17 protein-coding genes are annotated in these 18,143 nt (G+C 74.2%); 9 read left to right on the forward strand and 8 right to left on the reverse strand.

All coding sequences use genetic code 11. The annotated features are described in order from the left end of the window. Both ACIA8Q_RS32575 and ACIA8Q_RS32580 read left to right on the forward strand, forming a co-directional pair. On the forward strand, nt 1-88 hold an 88-nt coding region (locus tag ACIA8Q_RS32575), incomplete at its 5' end, for an acyl-CoA dehydrogenase family protein (RefSeq protein ID WP_157846636.1). 166 nt (nt 89-254) lie between these two features. Continuing rightward, the gene (locus ACIA8Q_RS32580; protein ID WP_360222815.1) at nt 255-749 is read left to right on the forward strand and encodes a MarR family transcriptional regulator; all 495 of its coding nucleotides are present in this window, start codon (nt 255-257) and stop codon (nt 747-749) included. A 17-nt stretch (nt 750-766) separates the two neighbouring features. Here the strand turns inward: ACIA8Q_RS32580 and ACIA8Q_RS32585 are convergent, their stop codons facing one another. Beyond that, nucleotides 767-1,162 (reverse strand): MerR family transcriptional regulator, encoded by a 396-nt coding sequence (locus ACIA8Q_RS32585; protein ID WP_387907982.1) that lies wholly within the window; start codon nt 1,160-1,162, stop codon nt 767-769. Between the two features lie 141 nt (nt 1,163-1,303). Here ACIA8Q_RS32585 and ACIA8Q_RS32590 point away from each other — a divergent pair, with 141 nt between their 5' ends. Together ACIA8Q_RS32590 and ACIA8Q_RS32595 are read left to right on the forward strand one after the other, a co-directional pair. Then, on the forward strand, nt 1,304-1,798 hold the full coding sequence (locus tag ACIA8Q_RS32590) for a peptidylprolyl isomerase (protein ID WP_360222809.1): 495 nt from the start codon (nt 1,304-1,306) through the stop codon (nt 1,796-1,798). Between the two features lie 165 nt (nt 1,799-1,963). Continuing rightward, the gene (locus ACIA8Q_RS32595; RefSeq protein WP_360222806.1) at nt 1,964-2,755 is read left to right on the forward strand and encodes an arylamine N-acetyltransferase; all 792 of its coding nucleotides are present in this window, start codon (nt 1,964-1,966) and stop codon (nt 2,753-2,755) included. 145 nt (nt 2,756-2,900) lie between these two features. On the opposite strand, the gene ACIA8Q_RS32600 is transcribed toward ACIA8Q_RS32595, so the two are convergent. Next, the gene (locus tag ACIA8Q_RS32600) at nt 2,901-4,223 is read right to left on the reverse strand and encodes an LCP family protein (RefSeq protein ID WP_360222803.1); all 1,323 of its coding nucleotides are present in this window, start codon (nt 4,221-4,223) and stop codon (nt 2,901-2,903) included. Nucleotides 4,224-4,702: 479 nt separating this feature from the next. On the opposite strand from ACIA8Q_RS32600, the gene ssuE reads away from it, so the two are divergent. From ssuE to ACIA8Q_RS32620, 4 genes are all read left to right on the forward strand, one after another. Then, a complete protein-coding gene (gene ssuE, locus ACIA8Q_RS32605) occupies nt 4,703-5,257 on the forward strand; it encodes an NADPH-dependent FMN reductase (RefSeq protein ID WP_360222800.1) in 555 nt (184 codons plus the stop codon). A 311-nt stretch (nt 5,258-5,568) separates the two neighbouring features. Next, on the forward strand, nt 5,569-6,357 hold the full coding sequence (locus ACIA8Q_RS32610) for an ABC transporter ATP-binding protein (RefSeq protein WP_387908019.1): 789 nt from the start codon (nt 5,569-5,571) through the stop codon (nt 6,355-6,357). A gap of 14 nt (nt 6,358-6,371) precedes the next feature. After that, a complete protein-coding gene (locus tag ACIA8Q_RS32615; RefSeq protein WP_387908022.1) occupies nt 6,372-8,942 on the forward strand; it encodes an ABC transporter permease in 2,571 nt (856 codons plus the stop codon). A 379-nt stretch (nt 8,943-9,321) separates the two neighbouring features. Next, nucleotides 9,322-10,362, forward strand: coding sequence for a glycosyltransferase family 2 protein (locus tag ACIA8Q_RS32620; RefSeq protein ID WP_360222797.1), 1,041 nt, complete (start codon nt 9,322-9,324; stop codon nt 10,360-10,362). 45 nt (nt 10,363-10,407) lie between these two features. On the opposite strand, the gene ACIA8Q_RS32625 is transcribed toward ACIA8Q_RS32620, so the two are convergent. The 4 genes from ACIA8Q_RS32625 to ACIA8Q_RS32640 all read right to left on the reverse strand — a co-directional run bounded on the left by ACIA8Q_RS32625 (nt 10,408) and on the right by ACIA8Q_RS32640 (nt 14,848). After that, nucleotides 10,408-12,015 carry an LCP family protein gene (locus ACIA8Q_RS32625; protein ID WP_360222794.1) on the reverse strand — a complete coding sequence of 536 codons (1,608 nt, stop codon included), beginning with the start codon at nt 12,013-12,015 and terminating at the stop codon, nt 10,408-10,410. Nucleotides 12,016-12,165: 150 nt separating this feature from the next. Next, nucleotides 12,166-13,428, reverse strand: a complete 1,263-nt coding sequence (locus tag ACIA8Q_RS32630; protein ID WP_363365650.1) for an LCP family protein — start codon at nt 13,426-13,428, stop codon at nt 12,166-12,168. Between the two features lie 36 nt (nt 13,429-13,464). Further along, nucleotides 13,465-14,256, reverse strand: coding sequence for a TIGR03089 family protein (locus tag ACIA8Q_RS32635; protein WP_360221457.1), 792 nt, complete (start codon nt 14,254-14,256; stop codon nt 13,465-13,467). Between the two features lie 100 nt (nt 14,257-14,356). After that, nucleotides 14,357-14,848, reverse strand: a complete 492-nt coding sequence (locus ACIA8Q_RS32640; protein WP_360221454.1) for an SgcJ/EcaC family oxidoreductase — start codon at nt 14,846-14,848, stop codon at nt 14,357-14,359. A 53-nt stretch (nt 14,849-14,901) separates the two neighbouring features. Between ACIA8Q_RS32640 and ACIA8Q_RS32645 the strand changes: the two genes are divergently transcribed. Next, nucleotides 14,902-15,819 (forward strand): DNA-3-methyladenine glycosylase 2 family protein, encoded by a 918-nt coding sequence (locus ACIA8Q_RS32645; protein WP_360221451.1) that lies wholly within the window; start codon nt 14,902-14,904, stop codon nt 15,817-15,819. Between the two features lie 31 nt (nt 15,820-15,850). Here ACIA8Q_RS32645 and ACIA8Q_RS32650 read toward each other — a convergent pair whose 3' ends face one another. Together ACIA8Q_RS32650 and cofD are read right to left on the reverse strand one after the other, a co-directional pair. Then, nucleotides 15,851-17,143, reverse strand: coding sequence for a coenzyme F420-0:L-glutamate ligase (locus tag ACIA8Q_RS32650; RefSeq protein ID WP_360221448.1), 1,293 nt, complete (start codon nt 17,141-17,143; stop codon nt 15,851-15,853). Beyond that, the gene (gene cofD, locus ACIA8Q_RS32655) at nt 17,140-18,099 is read right to left on the reverse strand and encodes a 2-phospho-L-lactate transferase (protein WP_360221445.1); all 960 of its coding nucleotides are present in this window, start codon (nt 18,097-18,099) and stop codon (nt 17,140-17,142) included. The genes ACIA8Q_RS32650 and cofD overlap by 4 nt, the downstream gene beginning before the upstream one ends. Between the last annotated feature and the right edge of the window lie 44 nt (nt 18,100-18,143).

An 18,143-nucleotide genomic window follows, 5' to 3' on the forward strand; every position in this document is an offset into this window, starting at 1 on the left:
GCGGATGATGCGGGACGCGAAGATCACGCAGATCTACGAGGGCACCAACCAGGTCCAGCGCATCGTCATGGCCCGCAACCTGCCGTAACGCACCCATCACGGGCACACCGGCCCCCGACCGCACGCCGCGGCCGGGGGCCGTGCGCGTCCCCGCCGCCGCCCGGAATCCGCGCGACCGCCGCGGGCGGTGATCCGGTGGGCGGCGCGGGGCCGGTGATCTGTGTACACGCACGCACCTCGGTACGATGAACGCCATGAACCGTGCCGACCTCACCCTGGGCCCGCTCTCCGAGCAGGACCACGTCTTCTACGGCCTGGTCTGGGCCGGCACCACCCTCGCGGCCGAGGTGGACCGCGCGCTCACCCGCAGGCACGGGCTGGCGCTGTCCTGGTTCGAGGTGATGCTCTGGCTGAACGGGCAGCGGGAGCCGGTCGCCTCCTCCGACCTCGGGGCGAAGACCATGCTCAGCCGCAGCCAGGTCTCCCGGGTCGTGGACGCCCTCGCCGCGCGCGGCCTGGTCCACCGCACGCCCTCCGCCACCGACGCCCGGTCGGTGCGGATCGAGTTGACCGAACAGGGCCGGGCGGCCTTCGCCGAGGCGGACGCGACCCGGCGCGCGGTGCTCGCCCCGCTCTTCACCGACCGGCTCGACGAGGGGGACATCGCGGCCCTGGAGGCGGTCTGGCGCAAGCTGAAGCAGCCGCCGCGACCCACCGCGCCGGGGCCCGCGGCCCCGCCGGCCGGTTAGCGGGCCCGCCGACCGGGTCAGCGGGCCCGGCGGTCCGGTGCGGAGCCCGGAGCGGCCCGCTCCGAGGCCGTCCTGATCACCTGGTCCAGCACCTCGCGCGAGCGCACCAGGTCGGTGATCATCCGGTCGATCCGGTCGCGCTCGGCGGTGAGCTCCTCGACCAGCCGCGGGGTGGCGACCTCGTTGGGCCCGCCGTCGCGGTCGCGCATGCAGGGGAGGATCTCGTGGATCTTGCGGCTGTGCAGCCCGGCTGCGAACAGCTCCTGGATGAGGACGACCCGGTCCACCGCCCCGTCCGGGTACTCGCGGTGCCCGCCGAGCGTCCGGGTGGGGAACAGCAGGCCCTGCTCCTCGTAGTAGCGCAGCGAGCGTTCGCTCACGCCCGTCCGTGCCGCCAGTTCGCCGATCCGCATGCCGCCCCCGCCGCCGTGGCCCAACACGTCAACCCGAGACGGATGCTAGCCTCCCCGGCCGCCCGGCTAGCACGACACCTCCGCGCGGCGGCCCACCGGGGGTACCGCGCGGCGGCCCGCCGGTCGTGCCATGATCCCTGCATGGCTTCCAACGTTTTCTTCGACATCGAGATCGACGGCGTTCCGTCGGGCCGCATCGTCTTCAAGCTGTACGACGACGTCGTCCCCCAGACCGCCCGCAACTTCCGCGAGCTCGCCACCGGCCAGAACGGCTTCGGCTACGAGGGCTCCGGCTTCCACCGCGTGATCCCGCAGTTCATGCTGCAGGGTGGTGACTTCACCAACCACAACGGCACCGGCGGCAAGAGCATCTACGGCGAGAAGTTCGCCGACGAGAACTTCCAGCTCAAGCACGACCGCCCGGGCCTGCTGTCGATGGCCAACGCCGGCCGCAACACCAACGGCTCGCAGTTCTTCATCACCACCATCGTGACCGACTGGCTCGACGGCAAGCACGTCGTCTTCGGCGAGGTCGTCGAGGGCATGGACATCGTGAAGCTCGTCGAGTCCAAGGGCTCCCAGAGCGGCCGCACCTCGGCGAAGATCACCATCGCCAAGTCCGGCGTCGTCGAGTAGTCACACCCGCACGCCGACGCGTACCGCCCCGGGAGCGGGAAGTCCGTCGATCCGACTTCCCGCTCCGGGGCGGTGGCGTTCCCGCCGCTCTGCGGCCCCCTGCGGCTCGTGCCGTAGGTCCAAAGGACGATGGCGGCCGGCCGCGGGGCCGGGTGGAATGGCCGGATGGATCACGAGAAGCCCCACGAAGGCCTCACGCCGGACCGGCGGGCCGCCTACCTCGACCGCATCGCCCTTCCCGACCCGGGTGCACCGTCCCCGGAGGCCCTCGCGCGGCTGCAGCTCGCCCACCTGCGCGCCGTGCCCTTCGAGAACCTGAGCATCCACCTCGGCGAGCCGATCGTCCTGGAGCCGGGCCTGCTGGTGGACAAGGTCGTGACCCGCCGGCGCGGCGGCTTCTGCTACGAACTCAACGGCGCCTTCGCCGAATTGCTCCGCTCCCTGGGCTACCGGGTGAGCCTGCTGGCCGGCCGGGTCTTCGACGGTGACCGGCCCGGACTGCCGTACGACCACCTCGCGCTGCGGGTCGAGCTGGACCGCCCCTGGCTGGTGGACGTCGGCTTCGGCCGGTTCAGCCGCCGGCCGCTGCTCCTCGACGAGCGCGCCGAACAGGCCGACCCGCACGGCACGTTCACCGTCGCCCCGTACGGCGAGCACGGCGAACTCGACGTCCTGATGGACGGTGCGCCGCAGTACCGGCTGGACGGCCTGACCCACCCGCTCCGGGACTTCCTCCCGACCTGCTGGTGGCACAGCACCTCGCCCGACTCCCCGTTCGCCCGGGGCACGACCTGCTCGCTCCTCGCCGAGGACGGCGGCCGGATCACCCTCAACGGCAGGAAGCTCCTGCGCACCGCCCCGGACGGCACCCGCAGCGAGGAGCAACTCGCCGACGCCGGGGCCCTGGAGGCGTACCGGGACCACTTCGGCATCACCCTCGACCGCCTGCCGGGCTGAGCGCCGCCGGGCGGGCACCGCCCGGGCCGGGCACGCCACCGCCCCCGGACCGGGTGGTCCGAGGGCGGTGGCGGTGGCGGTGACCGAGGCGGTGCGGCCGGTCCGCGTCACGAAGGGCCGGCCGTGAAGGGCCTGCCGCGGAGGGTCACTTGAAGTCCGGCACCGCGGTGTCGTTCTTGAAGGCGTCGAAGACCTGCTTGGACTTGTTGGCGTCCCACTGGACCGCCGACTCGCCGGTCTTGGTCCGGAAGTCGGCGTTGCCGATCGGGACGGTGATGCTCCGGCCGCCGCCGCCGTTGACGTCCTTCATGGCGAGGAAGAGCGAGCCGAGGTCGGTGAGCCCGGCGTCGTCGTCGACGATCAGGGTGCCGAGGCCGGCGTCGATCAACGGGTAGAGCGTGAACGGGTTGAGCACGGTGCCGGGGGAGGCGGCCTGGTGGGCGAGGGCGCCGAGGAACTTCTGCTGGTTGCGCATCCGGCCGAGGTCCTGGTCGGCCATCTGGTGGCGCTGGCGGACGAAGGCGAGGGCCTGCTTGCCGTTGAGGGTCTGGTCGCCGGCCTTGAGGTCGAGGCCGGAGTCCTTGTCCTTGACGTCCTGGTCGATGTGCATCTCGACGCCGCCGATGGAGTCGACGATGCCGACGAAGCCGGCGAAGCCGATCTCCGCGTAGTGGTCGATGCGGATGCCGGTGTTGAGCTCGACGGTCTGGACGAGCAGCCGCCCGCCGCCGGCACCGAAGGCCGAGTTGATCTTGGCGGTGGTGCCCTTGACGGTCTTGCCGTTGCTGCCGGGGTGGTCCGGGATCGGCACCCAGGAGTCGCGCGGGATGCTCATCAGGGTGTTCCCGTTGTCCCCGACGTGCAGGATCATCATCGAGTCGCTGCGCTTGCCCTCGTCGTGGCCGGTGTGCAGGTCGTCCTGCTCGCCCTCGGAGAGGCCCTGGCGGCTGTCGGAGCCGACGATCAGCCAGTTGGTGCCCTTGCCGGCCGCCGGGCGGCCGGGGTAGTCGGCGAGCACGTTCTCGTGGTTGAGCTTGGAGTCGGCCCAGAACCAGGTGGACACGGCGGTCACCATGACGGCGATCAGCAGGCCGAAGACCGACCACTTGACGATCCGGCGCCGCGGCCAGCGACCGGACGGCGCGGGGGCGGGCCGGGCACCGGCGGGCCCGCCCGGTCCACCGGGGCCGCCCGGTCCGCCGGGCCCGGCCGGACCCCCGGGTCTCCCCGGCCCGTCGGGCCGGCCGCCCGGACCCTGCGGCGGGACACCGCCGAGGCGGGACGGGGGCTCCGGCTGCCGCGGGGCCGGCGCCGCCGGTCCGCGCGGGTTCAGCGAGGACGGCAGCGGCGGCTCGGCCGCCGTGCCGCCGTGCCCGTACGCGCCGCCGTTGCCGCCGCCCCCATACGGGTTCCCGCCGCCGTACGGGTTCCCGCCGCCGCCCGGGCGGCCCTCCTGCCACGTGTTCATGTGGTCGAGGATGCCCGACCCCGGTCGCGGTGACTCCCACCGGGTGGCCCGCCAGGCCTCTTGTAGCAGTTTTGATGCACGTGTCGGATCGTTCCGAGGCAAGGTCCGCGCGCCCGCACCACGGCGGGGAGTGCCCGGCGCGCGGGCGGCGCCGGAGGTGCGCCGGGTGACCAGCTGCAGCCGGTCGCCCGCCGCAGCCGGTCACCCGCCGTTCAACGGGCGAAACGATTCTTGACCGGCTCGAACGGCCCGTGTTTGCATTTCGGCATGGATCAGCGTTGGGCACTCACGCGTCGGCGGTACGTCGACCTGCGGCGTGGTGTGGCCTGTTCGCTCTGTCGCGGCTGAAGCGCGCCCACCGAACCACCCCGGCGTACCCCCACCGACGCCCGGACACCCTTCCTCCGGCCCCGGCCCGCACCGTCCCCGCCGACGGCACCCGCGCCGCGCCGCCCCCGCTTCCAGCCAGAGGTGAACCCATGGCCACCGTCCTGTCCGTTTCCGGCTCCCCGTCCGCCACGTCCCGGACCACCCGGCTGCTCCGCCACGTCGACGCGCTCCTGGAGGCCCGCGGCCACCACGTCGTCCCCTTCGAGGCGCGTTCCCTGCCCGCGCACGCCCTGCTGTCCGGCGACTTCGACCACCCGGAGATCGTCGCGGTCACCGAGCTGTTCGCCCGGGCCGACGGCGTCGTCATCGGCACCCCCGTCTACAAGGCCGCCTACTCGGGCCTGTTGAAGGCGCTGCTGGACGTGCTCCCGCAGTACGCGCTGGCCGGCAAGGCCGTCCTGCCGCTGGCCACCGGCGGCTCGCCCGCGCACGTGCTGGCGGTGGACTACGCGCTGCGCCCGGTGCTCAGCTCGATGGGGGCCGGCCACGTGACCCAGGGCTGGTTCGTGCTCGACCGCCACATCACCGCCCGGGAGGACGGCACGACCCTGGTCGAGCGCGCGACCGACGCCCTGCTGACCCCGGTCGTGGAGGGCTTCGCCCACGCCCTGGAACGGCTGGCGGTGCCGGCGCTGACCGGCTGAGGAGCCCGTCGCGGGCCCCGTACGGGGCGTCCCGGAGACGGGGCGCGGCACCCCCTAGGGGGAGGGGCGCCGCGCCCCGTAGAACCTTGGTTGGGCGGCTTCATTCCGGCGGATGACGAGCCCGCCGGCCGCCGCTCCTACCGTTGTGGACGTCCCCGCTCGTACCGACGAGGGGCGAGGTTCTCCCGGGAGCCGGCGCCCGCCGGAACCGGTGGGTGGGGTCAACTCCCGGTCGACGACTCCTTCCCGCGGCATGCCCGCGGGCGGGCCGGCCGGGGTCGACGGGCGGGCCCACATCCGAGGAGACTCCAGTGACGACGGCAGCAGCAGCCGTGTACGACCCCCAGCTTCCCGGCGGCGTCCCCGCCGTCGCCGCGTCGGCCCGCCAGGTCACCAAGGCCTACGGCGCCGGCGAGACCAGGGTCACCGCGCTCGACGCGGTGGACGTGGACATCCAGCGCGGCCGGTTCACCGCGATCATGGGCCCCTCGGGCTCCGGCAAGTCGACCCTGATGCACTGCCTGGCGGGCCTGGACACGGTCAGCAGCGGCCGGATCCGGATCGGCGACACCGAGATCACCGGGCTGAAGGACAAGCAGCTGACCAGGCTCCGCCGGGACAAGATCGGCTTCATCTTCCAGGCGTTCAACCTGCTCCCCACGCTGACCGCGCTGGAGAACATCACGCTGCCGATGGACATCGCCGGCCGCCGGCCGGACACGGCCTGGCTCGACCAGGTGGTGGAGACCGTCGGCCTGGCGGGCCGGCTCCGGCACCGCCCGGCACAGCTGTCCGGCGGCCAGCAGCAGCGCGTCGCCGTGGCCCGGGCCCTGGCCGCCCGGCCGGAGATCATCTTCGGGGACGAGCCCACCGGCAACCTGGACTCCCGGGCCGGCGCCGAGGTGCTGACCTTCCTGCGCCGCTCCGTGGACGAGCTGGGCCAGACCATCGTGATGGTCACCCACGACCCGGTCGCCGCGGGCTACGCGGACCGCGTGCTCTTCCTCGCCGACGGCGTGATCGTCGACGAGATGCACGCGCCCACCGCCGACTCCGTCCTCGAACGCATGCGCCGTTTCGACGGCAAGCGCACCAGCTGAGCGGGCGGGACACCATCGTGCTGCTCAGAACCGCTCTGCGGAGCTTCTTCGCCCACAAGGGCCGGATGGCCCTCTCGCTCGTCGCCGTGGTGCTGTCGGTGGCCTTCGTCTCCGGCACCCTGGTCTTCTCCGAGACCGCGACCAGCACCTTCGACAAGCTCTTCGCCGCGACCGCCTCCGACGTCTCCGTCCAGCCGCCCAAGCCGGCCGAGGACGAGGAGCAGCAGGCGGCCGGCAAGCCGCGGACCGTCCCGGTGGCGGTCGTCCAGCAGGTCGCCGCGGTGCCCGGGGTGCGGACGGCGGTCGGCCAGGTCATGGTCCAGGACGCGACCCTGGTCGACCCGGCCACCGACAAGCTGGTCGGTCCGACCAGTGGTGCGCCGACCCTGGTCGGCAACTGGACCGAGACCCCGCGCACCCCCGTGCGCATCACGCAGGGCCACGCCCCGCAGAACTCCGGCGAGCTGGTCCTGGACGCGGACACCGCGAAGAAGGCGAAGCTCGGCCTCGGTGCCCGGCTGCGGGTCGACGACCCGGGCGGCAGGCACGAGTTCACCGTCGCGGGCATCGCCACCTTCACCACGACCAACCCGGGCGCGGCGCTGGCCTTCCTGGACACCCCGACGGCGCAGCGGGTGCTGCTCGGCGAGCAGGCCTTCACCTCGGTCGAGGCGTTCGGCGACGGCAGCCGCGGCAACGACCTGCTCAAGGCCGACGCCCTGGCCCGGCTGGGCACCGGCTACCAGGTGAAGACGGCGGCCGAGCAGCAGGACGAGAACGCCAAGAGCGTCGGCAGCGGCCTCGACTTCATGAAGAACGCGATGCTCGGCTTCGCGCTGATCTCGGCGTTCGTCGGCGGCTTCCTGATCATCAACACCTTCTCGATGCTGGTCGCCCAGCGCACCCGGGAGATCGGCCTGCTGCGCGCCATCGGCGGCAGCCGCCGGCAGGTGAACCGCTCGGTGCTGGTGGAGGCGCTGATCCTGGGCCTGCTCGGCTCGACCCTCGGGGTCGGTGCGGGGCTGGGGATCGCGGTCGGCCTGATCCGGCTGATGAACGCGATCGGCATGGACCTGCGGGCGAGCGACCTGCAGATCGGCCCGAGCCCGTTCGTCGCGGGGTACGCCCTGGGCATCGTGGTCACCCTGGTGGCGGCCTGGGTCCCGGCGCGCCGGGCGAGCCGGATCGCGCCGATGGCGGCCCTGCGCGACCACGGGACGCCGGCGGAGGGCCGGGCCGCCCTGGTCCGCACCGTCCTCGGCCTGGTCCTGACGGCGGGCGGCGGCGCGCTGCTGGTGCTCGGTGCGCGGGCTGAGAAGGCGGCCACCGGTGGGGAGTACCTGGGCCTGGGCGTGCTGCTCACCCTGATCGGCTTCGTGGTGCTCGGGCCGCTGCTGGCCACCGTGGTGGTCCGGGTGCTCGGTGCGCTGCTGCCGGCCCTGTTCGGCCCGTCCGGCCGGCTCGCCCAGCGCAACGCGATGCGCAACCCGCGTCGTACCGGCGCCACCGCCGCCGCGCTGATGATCGGACTGGCGCTGGTGATCGGCTCCTCGGTGTTCAGCGCCTCGGCGGTCACCTCGGCCAACGCCCAGATCGACCGCTCGGTCGGTGCGGACTACATCGTCCAGGGCGGCCGCACCGCGGTCACCGACGAGATGCTGGACGCGGTCCGCCGGACCCCGGGCATCGACCACGTCACCACCCAGAAGAACTTCGCCCCCAGGCTGCTGCTGCCGGACGGCAGCAGCGCCAGGACCGAGCTCACCGCCGTGCCGCCCGCGTTCTTCGGCACCGACTTCCACCTCCCGGTCGTCTCCGGGTCGGTGGACGCCATCGGGCGCGGCTCGCTGGGCGTCGGCGAGGCCTTCGCCGCGGACCACCACCTGAAGCTCGGCGACCAGGTCACCGTCGCCTACGGCCAGGGCCGCACCCAGGTGCTGCCGGTCGGTGCGGTCCTCGCGAAGGGCTCGCTGTTCGGCGACGGCTCCTTCGTCGACTTCGACACCATGGCCCGGGTGGTCCCGGCCGCCGAGCAGCCGCCGGTGTGGACCTTCTTCGCCAAGGCCTCCGCCGGCGCCGACGTGGCCCGGACGCTGACCGCCCTGGAGAGCGCGCTCAAGGAGTACCCGCAGCTGACCGTCAAGGACCAGGCGGGCTACAAGGAGGTCGTGCAGTCGCAGGTCAACACCCTGCTCTACCTGATCTACGGCCTGGTCGGCCTCTCCATCACGGTCGCCGTCCTCGGGGTGGTCAACACCCTGGCGCTGTCGGTGGTCGAGCGGACCCGCGAGATCGGTCTGCTGCGGGCGATCGGGCTCTCCCGCCGCCAGCTGCGCCGGATGATCCGGCTGGAGTCCGTGGTGATCGCGGTGTTCGGCGCGGTCCTCGGCACCGGGCTCGGCCTGGCCTGGGGCGTCACCGCCCAGCGGGTGCTGCGGGACCAGGGGCTGGACACGCTCTCGGTGCCGACCACCACGATCGCGGTCACGCTGGTCGCCTCCGCGGTGATCGGCCTGGTCGCCGCCCTCGTCCCGGCCTTCCGGGCCGGGCGGATGAACGTCCTCGCGGCCATCGCGACGGACTGAGCCGGCGGCCTGGGGAGCCGCCCTCCCGGGGGGAACGGGGGAACCGGGGGAACCGGGGGGAACGGGGGCCGGGGGCCGGGTGCGCACAGCGCCCGGCCCCCGGGTATTCACCGCCGTTCACCACGTGCGCCGAACCTGCGCCGAACCTGCACCGAACCCGCGCCGACGGCCTCCGGAGCCCGCCCGGAGGGCCCGCAGCGCCCGGTTCCGGTCCGGTTCGGGCCTCCGGAACCGGTCCGGCCCGCCCCGGATGCGGCCCCGGAAGGCGGGCGGAGTACGGTGGCCGTGATCACCGGACCGGCCCCGTGCACAGGGGTGCCTCCGGCCGCCCAGACCGGGACAAGACGGAGACGCGTCCGCACCGGTACGGTTGGCCCCGATGAACACCAAGGCTGCTGAGGAGCTGCCGGCTGTCTCCGTGATCATGCCGGTGCTCAACGAGGAACGACACCTGCGTACGGCGGTTCGGCGCATCCTGGATCAGGAGTACCCCGGGCCGATGGAGGTGGTGATCGCCCTCGGTCCGTCCACCGACCGGACCGCGGAGATCGCGGCCGAACTGGTGGCGGAGGACCCGCGGGTACGCACCGTGGCGAACCCCACCGGCCGCACCCCCGCAGGGCTGAACGCCGCGATCCGCGGGTCGCACCACCCGATAGTGGTGCGCGTGGACGGTCACGGCCTGCTGACCCCCGGCTACATCACCACGGCGGTGCGGCTGCTCGGCGAGATGGAGGCCGCCAACGTCGGCGGCATCATGCACGCCGAGGGCGAGACCGAGTGGGAGAACGCGGTCGCCGCCGCGATGACCTCGAAGATCGGCGTCGGCAACGCCGCCTTCCACACCGGCGGTCTGGCCGGCCCGGCGGACACCGTCTACCTCGGGGTGTTCCGGCGGGAGGTGCTGGAGCGGCTCGGCGGTTACAACGAGGAGTTCATCCGCGCCCAGGACTGGGAGCTCAACTACCGGATCCGCCAGGACGGCGGGCTGGTCTGGTTCACCCCCCAGCTGAAGGTGACGTACCGGCCCCGTCCCTCGGTGCGGGCGCTCGCCAAGCAGTACAAGGACTACGGCCGCTGGCGCCGAGTGGTCACCCGCTACCACCGCGGCTCGGTCAACCTGCGCTACCTGGCCCCGCCGGCCGCCCTCCTGGCGGTGACGCTCGGCCTGGTGCTGGGCGCCGCCGTCCACCCGGCCTTCCTCGCGGTGCCGGGCGCCTACCTGCTGGGCATCCTCGGCGGCGGCCTGGTCGAGGGCCGGGGCCTGTCCCTCAAGGCCAAGGCGCTGCTGCCGGTGGCGCTCGGGACGATGCACCTCAGCTGGGGCTTCGGCTTCCTCACCTCGCCCCGGAAGCTGGCCCGCCGGGTGATAAACAGCGTCGGACCGGCCTCCAAGGACGTGCTCTCCAAGGCCGGTTGAGCCTCCCGGCCCGGCCGCCCCGCCGCAACGGCCGCGGCGGCCAGGCTACTTGGCGCAGACGTCGGTGTCGTCCGCCTGCACCCGCTGGAGGTCCTTCGGCGCCTCGGTGGGCGCGGCCGGGGCGGTGGCCGGTGCGGCCAGCACGTCCTTGCCGAGCACGACCATCAGCGGGCCCTTCGGGTCCGCCTTCGGGTCCGGCCGGACGGCGTCGCCGGGCACTCCGAGGGCGGCGGCCAGCGCGGCGGCCGCGGCGTCCTGGCCCGTCGGGTAGGAGACCGAGGTGGTCGCCGCGGCGGGTGCGTCCGGGCCGGTCAGCGCCTTGGTGAAGCCCTTCGCCCGGAGCCGGTCCACGGTCGGCCCGGACTGTCCGCGGGTCCCGCTGCCGTTGCGCACCGTGACCCGGACGGCCTTGGCGTCCACGGCCGGGGCGGTGGTGGCCGGGGCCGTGGCGGCCGGCGAGGCCTCCCCGGAGCCGGCCGGAGCGGGTTCGGCCGTGGCGGGGGCGGCGGTCTCGGTCAGCGAGCGGTCGGTGGCGATCATCGAGAACAGCTGTCCCGCGTCGGGCTGCTTGAGCACCAGGCGGTCCTTGTCCTTGGGGTCGTCCAGGACGGGCACGGTGGCGAAGGTGATGTTCTTGGTGTCCACCTTGCTGATGTCCAGCGCGAGGTCCTTCAGCTTGTCGACGCTGCCGATCCCGGAGTCCACGGTGAGCGCCCTGGTGGCGGCGTCCGCGAGCCGGTAGAGCTTGCTCGGGCTGGTCAGGGTGTCGTCGCTCTTGATCTTGCGGATCATCGAGCTGATGAACTGCTGCTGGAGCGGGATCCGGGTGAGGTCCCCGCCGAAGCCGACGGCGTGCCGGGTGCGGACGAAGGCCAGCGCGTCGTCACCCTGCACCACGTGCCGGCCCTTGCTCATCCTCAGGTGCGAGTCCGTGTCGTTGATGTCCTTGGCCACGCACACCTCGACCCCGCCGACCGCGGTCGAGAGGGACTTCACCGCCTCGAAGTTGACCTGCACGAAGTGGTCGACCCGGATCCCGGTGACCTTCTCGACGGTCTTCCACGAACAGCCCGGGTCGCGGCCCTCCTGACCGAGGCTGTTGTTGAACATGTCCCGCGCGGCGCCCGGGATCCGCTTGCCGTCGGCGCTCTGGCACTCCGGGATCGGCACCATGAGGTCGCGCGGGATGCTGATCACCGTCGCGTTGGAACGGTCCTTGGCGATGTGGAACAGCAGGGTGGTGTCGGCGTGCCCGTTGCTGCCCTCGTCGCCGTAGTCCCGCCCGAGGCCCTTCCGGCTGTCGGTGCCCAGCACCAGGACGTTCAGCGCCTCCCCGGCGGCCTTGGGCCGCTCCTCCTCGCTGCCGAGCTGCACCTTGACGGAGGTGATGTTGCTGTTGAAGTGCTGGTACAGGTAGTACGCGCCGCCGCAGCCCGCGACCATCGCCAGGGCGCCCGTCCCGGCGGTCCACTTGAGCACCCGGCGGCGCCGGGCCCGTTTGGCGGCGGCGGCCGCGCGGCGGCGGGAGTCCCGGCGGCCCCCCTCGGCGGCGGGGGCGGCGGTCGGTTCGGCGGCCGTGCGGCGGCGCTGGCGGGGGATCCCGGAGGCCGGGTCGACGCGGTACTGACCGGTTTCCGGTTTCTCCTCGTACACGGGGTTCCCTACCTTCGACCGGCCACGGCTCCGGCCCACCCGTACGACGGGCCGATCCGGACACACTAGACGAGCCGAACGGGGGAATCGTTCCGGGTGTGACTTCCGTCATGGGGGAGTAATGGGAGGGCAAAGCCCGGCGGCGCCGCCTCAGTGCGGCGCGCAGGCGTCCGTGTCGGCCGTGCGCCCCTCGAAGGTGGGAGAGGCCACCGCCGAGGGTGACGCCGGGAGCGCGACCGCCCCGTCGGAGGCCGGGCCGGTCGCGCTCCCGGGGCCGGGCGTCGCGCCCGCCGCGGCGCCCGGCGAGGCCGCGGACGAGGCCGCGGACGCGGGCGGCCGGACGGCGACCGGCCGGTCGTCCCGCAGCGCGGTGAACAGCTGGGTGGTCTGCGGCTGGACGAACTCGTCCCGGTCCGAGTCGTACCGGTACGGGCGGCGCGGAGCGGTCAGGAACACCACGTCCGCCGACGGGATGCCGCGCAGGTCCTGGGTGAGGTCGTACAGCGCGCCGAGCGAGGACAGCCCGCCGTCGGCCTTGACCGAGGAGGTCGCCGCGTCCAGCAGCGGCCACAGCCGCGCCGGGTTCAGCAGCACGCCCTGCGACTGCACCTTGCGGATCAGCGCGGCCAGGAACTGCTGCTGACGGCCCATCCGCTGGGTGTCGCTGCCGTCGCCCAGGCTCTCCCGGGCGCGGACGTAGCCCAGTGCCTGCTCGCCGTGCAGGGTCTGCCGCCCGGCGGGCAGGTCGAGCTTGGCGTCCTTGTCGTGGATCGGCTGCGGGACGCACACCTCGACCCCGCCGATCGCGTCCACCATCGACTTGAAGCCGTGGAAGTCGAGGATCACGTAGTGGTCGATCCGGATGCCGCTCAGCTGCTCGACGGTGCGGATCGAACAGGCCGGGCCGCCCGTCTCGAACGCCCAGTTGAACTGCATCAGCCCGGCCCTGCTCCGGGTGCCGTCCGGCTTCTCGCAGGCGGGGACGGAGACCATGACGTCCCGCGGGATGGAGACGGCCGTCGCGTGCTTCCGGTCGGCGGCCAGGTGCAGCAGGATCGTGGTGTCCGAGCGCTGGGTGCCCTGCTCGCCGCCGTACGTGGCGTTGCTGCCGGAGCGGTCGTCGCTGCCGATCAGCAGGATGTTCTCGGCGCCCTTGGCACCCGCCGTCCGGCTCGGCCGCTCGGCCTCCAGCCGGGCGAGGAGCCGGTCGGTGGCGGAGTCGGTCTGGATGTTGTCGTCCAGCTTGCGGTAGGCGATCCAGAGCAGCGCCCCGATGGCGACCAGCAGGAACGCGACGACGCCGGCGGTGATCATCAGCCACCGCCGGCGCCGTCGCGGGCGTCCGGGTCCGGACGCGGGGGCGCCCGGGGGAGGGGTGTCGGTCGGGGGGTGCGCGGTGTCGTCCTCGGCCATGGCAGGGATCCCTACCCGTCGGGTCGGGGCCGGGGGTTACCCGAGGCGCACTGTCACCCGTTCGGATTCGGTGCGCTTCTCCCACTGCTCGTCGCTCAGCGACTGCGAGTTGCGGCACAGCACCACCGAGGCGCCGGCCGCCAGCGGTGCCAGCAGGCCGGCCTCCAGGCCCGCCCAGTCGTCGAACGACAGCGTGGACAGCACCCGGTCGCCCGGCTGCAGCGCGAGGCGCGCCGCGCCCTCCCTGGCCAGCGCGACGGTCTGTTCGCCGGTCAGCTTCAGCGGCAGGCCGTCCACGGCCGTCTCCAGGGCCTGTCCGTCCGGGGCGACGGGGGAGTACGGCGCGAAGCGGTCGCCCTGGCCGGGCACCTCGGCGGCGTAGTCGAGGAAGCCGTCCGGGCGCTGCGGGAAGCGCCCGCCGAGCGGGCGCAGCGCCAGGGCGACGCGCTCGCCGGAGCAGGCCTGGGCCGCCGTCAGGCCGTCCGGGCCGCTGACCACCAGGTCGGCGGTGTCCGGCTCGCCGGCCGGCACCGCCGTCACCCCGACGGACCAGCAGGCGAGCAGCCAGACGGCGCTCTGCCAGTGGGCGGGCAACAGCAGGGCGGCCCGGTCGCCCGGGCCGGCGTTCAACTCGTCCTGGAGGAGGTTGGCGGTCTTGGCCACCCAGTTGTCGAATGTCCGGGCGGACAGCTCCACCCGTTCACCGGTGGCGTCGTCGTAGAAGGTGACCAGCGGGGCCGCTGGGTCGACCGAGGGCGTGCCGCCGCGCAGGTATGCGTGCAGCAGCTCGACGGGGGTGCGGGCATCGGCAGCGAAAGGCGCAGTCATGGTGCGCCCCAGCCTACGGCCTTCGGGTGGGAGGCCGGGAGGGGTGTCGGACCCGCCGCGGGGCGCGCGGCGGGTGGCCCGTCTCCGCCCGCCGGGCCGACTACCGGGGCCCGGGCCCGCGCCCGATCAGCGCGCGCAGTTCCGCCGTCAGGGCCGCCGCGAGGTCCGGCCGGTGGTCGTAGCGCGCCGGCGTGTTCTGCATCAGGGCGATCCGCCAGCCCGACCCGGCGTTCACCGCGATCACCGTCTGGACCGCGTTGAGCGCCGGGTCGAGGTCCTCCGCGTCGTCCGGCACCAGCCCCGTGACGGCGTCCAGCTGGGCGACGCCGGCCGCCAGCGCCCGGACCCGGCGCACCTCGGCGACGTACTCCGGCGTCGGGTGGTCCGCGAAGATCCGGCCGAGTTCGGCGGCGATCGCCGAGCGCCCGCGGTACCTCGTCCCGTCGTGCCCGATCAGCTCGCCGTCCTCGGCGAAGGGCCCGGCGGCGGCCGAGCCGTCCCGCAGGTTCCACCCCTCCAGCGCCCTGCGGTACAGCGCCCGCACCGCGTTCTCGTCCCCGGAGGGCAGCTCCGGCAGCCGCGTATCGTTCATATCCCCATGGTCGACGAAGGCGGTGGAGCCGGACAGCGGAGGAGGCGCGGGCGGTGACGGACGGGGCGGTGCGGCGCTGGCGGCCCGGGTTCCCGCTGGACGCGGCCCGGACCCTGCTGCCGCTGCGCCGGGGCCCCGCCGACCCGTCCTACCGGACCACCGGCGACGGCGCCGTCTGGCGGGCGTCGCGGACCCCGGCCGGGATCGGCACGCTGCGGGTGCTGGCACGGCCCGGCGCCGGCGAGGTGGAGGCCACCGCCTGGGGCCCGGGCGCGCCGTGGCTGCTCGAGCGGCTGCCGGCCCTGCTCGGCGCGGAGGACGATCCGGAGGGCCTGGTGCTGCCGCCCGGGCCGCTGCGGGACGTCCAGCGCCGCACCGCCGGTGTCCGGCTCACCCGGACGGGCCTGGTGCTGGAGTCGCTCGTCCCCGCGATCCTGGAGCAGAAGGTGACCACCGACGAGGCGTACCGCGCCTGGCGGGCCCTGCTGCGGGGCTTCGGCAGTCCGGCCCCGGGCCCGGCGGAGGGGATGCGGGTGGCGCCGTCGGCCCGTGAGTGGGCGCTGGTGCCGAGCTGGGAGTGGCACCGCGCCGGGGTGGACCCGAAGCGCTCGGCGACGGTCGTGCGGGCCGTCCGGCTGGCGCCCCGGCTGGAGGAGGCCTCCGCGATGGGGCACGCCGAGGCCTTCGCCCGCCTCACCGCCGTCCCGGGCGTCGGCGTCTGGACGGCGGCGGAGACCCTGCAGCGCAGCAACGGCGACCCGGACGCGGTGTCGGTCGGCGACTTCCACCTGCCGAACCTGGTCGGCTGGGCGCTGGCCGGCCGCCCCCGCAGCGACGACGGCCAGATGCTCGCCCTGCTGGAGCCGTACCGCCCGCACCGCCACCGGGTCTGCCGCCTCCTGCTGGCCGCCGGCGCCCGGGCCCCCCGTTACGGCCCCCGGCTCGCCCCCGAGGACCACCGCGGTCGCTGAGCACCACCGCGGACCTGCGGCCGCCGAGCGGCTACCGCACCTCGATGAAGGCGTCGGCGGCGCGCTCGGGGCGGTCCCGGGGCGGTTCGGCGGGGCGGCCGACGGCGACGGCGCCCATCGGGTCCCAGCCGTCGGGGAGGTCGAGGGCGGCGCGCACGGTGTCGCGGCAGAACATGGTGGAGGAGACCCAGGCGGTGCCGTAGCCCTCGCCGGTGAGGGCGACCAGCAGGTTCTGGACGGCGGCACCGAGGGCGACGGTGAACATCTCCCGCTCGGCGGTGGCGCGCCGCGGGTCGGGGTACTCGTGCGAGCCGTCCATGACCAGGCAGGGCACGACCAGGTACGGCGCGTCGCGCAGCACGTCGCCGCGGGCGGTGCGGCGGGCGATCCTGGCGTCGTCCCAGCCGTCGAGGTCGCGCAGGTCGCGCTGCCAGGCGGCGAGCATCGCGTCGAGCAGCCGGGTGCGGGTGCCGGCGGACTCCAGCAGCACGAACCGCCACGGCGTGGTGTGGTGCGGGGCGGGCGCGGTGACGGCGGCGGCGACGGCGCGCCGGACGGCGGCGGGGTCGACCGGCTCGGGGGTGAAGGCGCGGACGGTGCGCCGCAGGGTGACGGCCCGGCGCAGCGCCTCGGAGGTGCCGAGCCGGAACATGTCGTCGGCGGCGGGCCGCACCAGCGGCCGGGTGCCCTCGCCGTCCTCGACGGTGACGAGGTGGCCGAGTCCGCGGACGACGGCGACCGGTACCCCGTCGGCCTTGCCCTTCACCAGGTCGCCGGCGGCGGCGAGTTCGTCGGCGGTCGCGGTGACGGTGAGGGTCAGTTCGTTGCCGTGGCTGTCGGTGCGGCCGCGGTGGTCCGCCAGGACGGACATCCCGGCGGCGCCGACGGCGACGTCGGTGAGCCCGTTGCGCCAGGGCCGGCCGAAGGTGTCGGTGACGAGGACGGCGAGCCGGCGGCCGGTGAGCCGCCGGAGCCCGGCGCGCAGCGCGCGGGCGGAGGCGTCGGGGTCCTCGGGCAGCAGCAGGACGGTGCCGGGGGCGGTGTTGGAGGCGTCGACGCCGGCGGCGGCCATGACGAAGCCGTTGCGGTTCTCGACGATCCGGGCCGGGCCGCGCCGGGCGACCACCCGGACGGTCTCGGCGTCGATCGCCGCCTCCCGGTCGGCGGCGTGCAGCAGCCGGCCCTCGGCCTTGCTGACGATCTTCGAGGTGACCAGCAGGATGTCGCCGTCCTCGTAGTCGGCGGCCTTGGCGAGCAGCGCGGCGAGGTCGTCCCCGGCGGCGACCTCCGGGAGCCCCTCGACCGGGAGGATCCGCACCGTCACTTCCGCACCTGCTCCGCGAGGTCCAGCGCGGCCCGCGCCATCGCGGCGGTGGCCTCGACGTCGGTCATCAGCAGCGGGACGGCGCGGCAGGCGATCCCGGCGGCCTCGACGGCGGCCACCGCGCCCTCGTCGGCGGTGTCGACGAGCCAGCCGTCGATCAGCCCGGATCCGTAGTTCAGGGCGACGGCCTCGGCGGTGGCCTCGACGCCGACGGCGGCGAGCACCTTGTCGGCCATGCCGCGCACCGGGGCGCCGCCGATGATCGGGGAGAGCCCGACCACGGGCGCAGGGGCGGCGGCGACGGCCTCCCGGATGCCGGGGACGGCGAGGATGGTGCCGATGGAGACGACCGGGTTGGACGGCGGGAAGAGGATGACGTCGGCGGCGGCGAGGGCCTCCAGGACGCCGGGCGCCGGCTTGGCGGTGTCCGCGCCGACCGGGATGATCGCCTCGGCGTCCACGGCGGCGTGCAGCTTGACCCAGTACTCCTGGAAATGGACCGCCCGGGTGCCCCGCTCGTCGGTGATCCGCACGTGGGTCTCGACCCGGTCGTCGCTCATCGGCAGCAGTCGCACCCCGGGCTTCCAGCGCACGCAGAGGGCCTCGGTGACCTGGCTGAGGCTGTACCCGGCGGTGAGCATCTGGCTGCGCACGAGGTGGGTGGCGAAGTCGCGGTCGCCGAGCCCGAACCACTCGGGGCCGACGCCGTACTCCTTCATCTCGGCCTTGATCGACCAGGTCTCGTCGGTGCGGCCCCAGCCCTGTTCCTCGTTGATGCCGCCGCCGAGGGTGTACATCACGGTGTCGAGGTCGGGGCAGACCTTGAGCCCGTAGAGGTGGATGTCGTCCCCGGTGTTGCCGATGACGGTGATCTCGTCCTGCGGGCCGACGGCCGCGAGGAGTCCGCGCAGGAAGCGCGCCCCGCCGATTCCGCCTGCCAGTGCCACGATGCGCATGCGCCCATCCTGCCACGGCCCGACGTCCCGTCAGCCGGGCCGCG

The organism is Kitasatospora sp. NPDC051705, assembly GCF_044453265.1.
Classification (GTDB): domain Bacteria; phylum Actinomycetota; class Actinomycetes; order Streptomycetales; family Streptomycetaceae; genus Kitasatospora.

What these genes read in the sequence shown, in the direction of transcription:
- ACIA8Q_RS32635 (WP_360221457.1), bottom strand. Translation starts at nt 14,256, where the DNA reads ATGACTGCGCCTTTCGCTGCCGATGCCCGCACCCCCGTCGAGCTGCTG.
- ACIA8Q_RS32595 (WP_360222806.1), top strand. Translation starts at nt 1,964, where the DNA reads ATGGATCACGAGAAGCCCCACGAAGGCCTCACGCCGGACCGGCGGGCC.
- ACIA8Q_RS32620 (WP_360222797.1), top strand. Translation starts at nt 9,322, where the DNA reads ATGAACACCAAGGCTGCTGAGGAGCTGCCGGCTGTCTCCGTGATCATG.
- ACIA8Q_RS32585 (WP_387907982.1), bottom strand. Translation starts at nt 1,162, where the DNA reads ATGCGGATCGGCGAACTGGCGGCACGGACGGGCGTGAGCGAACGCTCG.
- ACIA8Q_RS32630 (WP_363365650.1), bottom strand. Translation starts at nt 13,428, where the DNA reads ATGGCCGAGGACGACACCGCGCACCCCCCGACCGACACCCCTCCCCCG.
- ACIA8Q_RS32590 (WP_360222809.1), top strand. Translation starts at nt 1,304, where the DNA reads ATGGCTTCCAACGTTTTCTTCGACATCGAGATCGACGGCGTTCCGTCG.
- ACIA8Q_RS32600 (WP_360222803.1), bottom strand. Translation starts at nt 4,223, where the DNA reads ATGAACACGTGGCAGGAGGGCCGCCCGGGCGGCGGCGGGAACCCGTAC.
- ssuE (WP_360222800.1), top strand. Translation starts at nt 4,703, where the DNA reads ATGGCCACCGTCCTGTCCGTTTCCGGCTCCCCGTCCGCCACGTCCCGG.
- cofD (WP_360221445.1), bottom strand. Translation starts at nt 18,099, where the DNA reads ATGCGCATCGTGGCACTGGCAGGCGGAATCGGCGGGGCGCGCTTCCTG.
- ACIA8Q_RS32580 (WP_360222815.1), top strand. Translation starts at nt 255, where the DNA reads ATGAACCGTGCCGACCTCACCCTGGGCCCGCTCTCCGAGCAGGACCAC.
- ACIA8Q_RS32640 (WP_360221454.1), bottom strand. Translation starts at nt 14,848, where the DNA reads ATGAACGATACGCGGCTGCCGGAGCTGCCCTCCGGGGACGAGAACGCG.